This is a genomic window from Paraburkholderia sp. (assembly GCF_035501035.1).
GTDB lineage: Bacteria > Pseudomonadota > Gammaproteobacteria > Burkholderiales > Burkholderiaceae > Paraburkholderia.
Genome location: NZ_DATJWR010000418.1, coordinates 1 through 4,304, shown reverse-complemented (window position 1 = coordinate 4,304; position 4,304 = coordinate 1). Strand labels below are relative to the sequence as shown.

4 protein-coding genes are annotated in these 4,304 nt (G+C 67.7%); all 4 read left to right on the top strand.

Translation table 11 applies throughout. The annotated features are described in order from the left end of the window. Window positions 1–90: 90 nt before the first annotated feature. Window positions 91–1,308, top strand: a complete 1,218-nt coding sequence (locus tag VMJ11_RS29925; protein WP_325624425.1) for an aspartate aminotransferase family protein — start codon at window positions 91–93, stop codon at window positions 1,306–1,308. A gap of 64 nt (window positions 1,309–1,372) precedes the next feature. Continuing rightward, the gene (gene aruF, locus VMJ11_RS29920) at window positions 1,373–2,476 is read left to right on the top strand and encodes an arginine/ornithine succinyltransferase subunit alpha (RefSeq protein WP_325624423.1); all 1,104 of its coding nucleotides are present in this window, start codon (window positions 1,373–1,375) and stop codon (window positions 2,474–2,476) included. Next, window positions 2,473–3,507 (top strand): arginine N-succinyltransferase, encoded by a 1,035-nt coding sequence (gene astA, locus VMJ11_RS29915; RefSeq protein WP_325624422.1) that lies wholly within the window; start codon window positions 2,473–2,475, stop codon window positions 3,505–3,507. The genes aruF and astA overlap by 4 nt, the downstream gene beginning before the upstream one ends. Window positions 3,508–3,509: 2 nt before the next feature. Further along, the coding region (locus VMJ11_RS29910) for an aldehyde dehydrogenase family protein (RefSeq protein ID WP_325624420.1) at window positions 3,510–4,304 on the top strand (795 nt) is incomplete at its 3' end.

Genomic DNA, 4,304 nt, shown 5'->3' with positions numbered 1-4,304 from the left:
CCCATAGAAAGCGTCGCGTATGCGCAAGACGTATCGCGCGCGGTTTCCTACACTAGCTGTATTACCTCTCACCCGTAACGAGGATTTGCCATGAACGACCTGACTGTGACACGCCAGACCTTCGACGAAGTCATGGTGCCGGTGTTTTCCCCCGCCGCCTTCGTACCGGATCGCGGTGTCGGCTCGCGCGTGTGGGATACCGACGGCCGCGACTACATCGACTTCGCCTGCGGCATCGCCGTGACCTCGCTCGGCCACGCGCATCCGGAGCTGCTGCGCGTGCTGCAGGAGCAGGGCAGCAAGCTCTGGCACATCGGCAACGGCTACACCAACGAGCCGGTGCTGCGTCTCGCGCGCCAGCTCGAAGCGCTCACGTTCGCCGACCGCGCGTTCTTCGCGAACTCGGGCGCGGAAGCCAATGAGGCAGCGCTCAAGCTCGCGCGCCGCGTGGCGTTCGATCGGCACGGCGCCGACAAGTTCGAGATCGTCTCGTTCACGCAGTCGTTCCATGGCCGCACGTTCTTCACCGTGAGCGTGGGCGGCCAGCCCAAGTATTCGGAAGGCTTCGGTCCCGTGCCGGGCGGCATCACGCATCTGCTGTACAACGATATCGAAGCGGCGAAGCGCGCCATCGGCGCGCAGACCTGCGCCGTGATCGTCGAGCCGGTGCAGGGCGAGGGTGGCGTGATTCCCGCCGATCCCGCGTTCCTGCGCACGCTGCGCGAAGCGTGCGATGCGCACGGCGCGCTGCTGATTTTCGACGAGGTGCAAACGGGTGTGGGCCGCACGGGCCACTTCTACGCCTACGAAGATACGGGCGTCACGCCCGACATCCTCACGACGGCCAAGGCGCTCGGCAACGGCTTCCCGATCGGCGCGATGCTCACGACCGAGGCCATCGCTGCGCATTTCAAGGTGGGCGTGCATGGCACGACCTATGGCGGTAATCCGCTTGGCGCGGCGATCGCGGCCAAAGTGGTCGAGCTGGTCAGCGACCCGGCGGTGCTGGCGGGCGTGCGTGCACGCGGCGAGACGATTCGCGGCAAGCTCGCGAAGCTCAACGAGCGTTTCGACATGTTCAGGGAAGTGCGCGGCAAGGGCCTCCTGATCGGCGCCGAACTCACTGAGCGCTTTGCGGGCCGCGCCAAGGACTTCAACGCGGCGGCCGCGAATCGCGGCGTGATGATGCTGATCGCGGGCCCGGACGTGCTGCGCTTCGCACCGTCGCTCATCATTCCGGAAGCCGATCTGAACGAGGGCTTCGCGCGCCTCGAACAGGCTTTCGAAGACGTCATCGGCGCGCGCTGAACGCCGCGCGCCATCCGACAATTTGCAACCCCAGCGCAACCCCACCGCACTCACAGGACCGACGATGCTATTCGTTCGCCCCGCCAGACTGGCCGATCTCGATGCGATCGCCCAGATGGCGCGCACCGCGCAGCCGGTGCTGCATTCGCTGCCGCACGACCGCGCGGCGCTCGAGGCGCGCATCGCGCTTTCCGAGGACTCGTTTCGCGCGGAGGTGGACTTCCCTGGTGAGGAGTTCTATCTGTTCGTGCTCGAAGATGCCGCCACGGGGCGGCTCGTCGGCACGTCGAGCATCGTGGCGGCGGCAGGCTACGCCGAGCCGTTCTACGCGTTTCGCAACGACGCGCTGATCCACGCGTCGCGCGAGTTGCACGTGAACCGCAAGATCCACGCGCTCACGATGTCGCACGAGTTGACGGGCAAGAGCCGTCTTGCGGGCTTCTATATCGAGCCTTCGCTGCGCGGCGACGCGGCCGCGCATCTGATGTCGCGCGCACGCATGATGTATATCGCGATGAACCGCCGCCGCTTCACGCCCGAAGTGTTCTCGCTGTTGCTCGGCGTGACCGACGACGCGGGCGTCTCGCCTTTCTGGGAAGCGGTGGGGCGCAAGTTCTTCGGGCGCGACTTCAAGGACATCGAAATGGCGTCGGGCGGGCGCAGCCGCACGTTCATCGCCGAGGTGATGCCGGCCTATCCGCTCTACGTGCCGCTCTTGCCGGAGCCGGCGCAGCGCGTGCTCGGCGAGCCCGATCCGAGCGCGTTGCTCGCCTACGAGATCCATCTGGAAGAAGGCTTCGAGCCGGACCGCTACGTCGATATCTTCGATGCGGGCCCGGTGCTGACCGCGCAGGTGGACCGCACGGCTTCGGTGGCCGGCAACGAGACGCGCACGGTGCGCGAGACCGCGAGCGCCGCTGGTGCGGCCGGCGCGGCTCGTGCGAATGCGCAGGGCGCGGCGTATCTGGTCGCGAGCCAGCGAGCGGGCGAATTCCGCTGCGTGCTCGCGACACTGCCGCAGCACGAGCAGGGCGAGAGCGCCGTCGCGCCGCTCGACGCCGCCGCGCGTGCAGCGCTCGGCGTGCAGGACGGCGAGCCTGTGCGCTGCGCGCCGCTCTATCGCGCCACCGCGCAAACAGAAGACGCTTATATGGGAGACGCACAATGATCGTGGTACGCGTCGTGCAAACGGGCGACGTGGACGCGCTCGTCGCGCTCGCCCATGAAACGGGCCCGGGCCTCACCACCTTCAAGCCCGACCGGGAGGCGCTGAAGGCGCGCATCGAGCGCACACGGCGCACGCTCGCAGGCGAGGCCGCGCCGCGCGAAGCCGGCTACTTCTTCGTGATGGAAGACACGGCCACGGGCGACGTGGCCGGCGTATGCGGCATCGAAGCGGCGGTGGGGCTCGAGCAGCCGTTCTACAACTATCGCGTGAGCACCGTGGTGCACGCGAGCCAGGAACTCGGCATCTGGACGCGCATGCGCGCGCTCAATATCTCGCACGACCTCACGGGCTACGCTGAGGTGTGCTCGCTCTTTCTCTCGCCGCGCTATCGCACGGGCGGGATGGGCGGCCTGCTCTCGCGCTCGCGCTTCATGTTCATCGCGCAGTTTCGCGAGCGCTTTCCGGAGCGCCTGTGCGCCGAGCTGCGCGGCCACTTCGACGCCGAAGGCACGTCGCCGTTCTGGCGCGCAGTCGGTTCGCACTTCTATCAAATCGATTTCAACGCCGCCGATTATCTGAGCTCGCACGGCCGCAAGTCGTTTCTCGCCGAGCTGATGCCGCGCTACCCGGTGTACGTCGAGCTGTTGCCCGAGGAGGCGCAGGCGTGCGTGGGCCTCACGCACGCCGACACGGTTCCGGCGCGCCGCATGCTCGAAGCCGAGGGGCTGCGCTACGAGAATCACGTCGACATCTTCGACGCGGGCCCGGTGCTCGAATGCCATATCGGCGACTTGCGCACGGTGCGCGACAGCGTGGTGGTGCCGGTCCAGATCGGCGAGACACAGGCCGGGGAGGGCGTGCGCTCGCTTGTGTCGAATACCTCGCTCGGCGATTTTCGCGTGGGTTTCGCGCCTGGCGTCGTGCACGACGGCGTGTTCACGCTGAGCGCCCAGGAAGCGGCGGCGCTGAACGTCGCGGCGGGCCAGCCGGTGCGTGTGCTCGGCCCGGCGCAGAAGCAACAAAAGGGATAAACATGAACGAGCTTTACATCGATGGACAGTGGTGCGCGGCCTCGGGCCCCGCGTTCGCTTCGCGCAACCCCGGCACGGGCGAGACCGTGTGGAGCGGCAATGCCGCGAGCGCCGAAGATGTCGATCGCGCCGTGAACGCCGCGCGCCGCGCGTTCGCCGCGTGGGCGCAAACGCCGCTCGAAGCGCGCTGCGAGATCGTGAAGCGCTTCGCCGCGCTCGTCACCGAAAAGAAGGAAACGCTTGCCCAGGCCATTGGCCGCGAGACCGGCAAGCCGCTCTGGGAAGCGCGCACCGAAGCGGCGTCGATGGCCGCGAAGGTCGCGATTTCGATCACTGCCTATGGCGAGCGCACCGGCGAGAAACGCGCGCCGATGGCCGACGGCGTGGCGGTGCTGCGTCATCGCCCGCATGGCGTCGTCGCCGTGTTCGGTCCGTACAACTTCCCGGGCCATCTGCCCAACGGCCATATCGTCCCCGCGCTGATCGCGGGCAACGCCGTGGTCTTCAAGCCTTCCGAACTCGCGCCGGAAGTTGCGCGCGCAACGGTCGAGCTGTGGCGCGAAGCGGGCCTGCCCGCCGGCGTGCTGAACCTCGTGCAGGGCGAGCGCGACACAGGCATTGCGCTTGCGAATCATAAACAGATCGACGGGCTCTTCTTCACGGGCAGCTCGGACACGGGCACGCTGCTGCATCGCCAGTTCGGCGGACGGCCCGAGATCGTGCTCGCGCTGGAGATGGGCGGCAACAACCCGCTCGTCGTGGCGCCGGTCGAGGATATCGACGCCGCCGTGCATCAC

Bases quoted from the DNA above. Each gene is read 5' to 3' on its own strand.
- VMJ11_RS29925 (WP_325624425.1), top strand. From the start codon at position 91: ATGAACGACCTGACTGTGACACGCCAGACCTTCGACGAAGTCATGGTG.
- astA (WP_325624422.1), top strand. From the start codon at position 2,473: ATGATCGTGGTACGCGTCGTGCAAACGGGCGACGTGGACGCGCTCGTC.
- aruF (WP_325624423.1), top strand. From the start codon at position 1,373: ATGCTATTCGTTCGCCCCGCCAGACTGGCCGATCTCGATGCGATCGCC.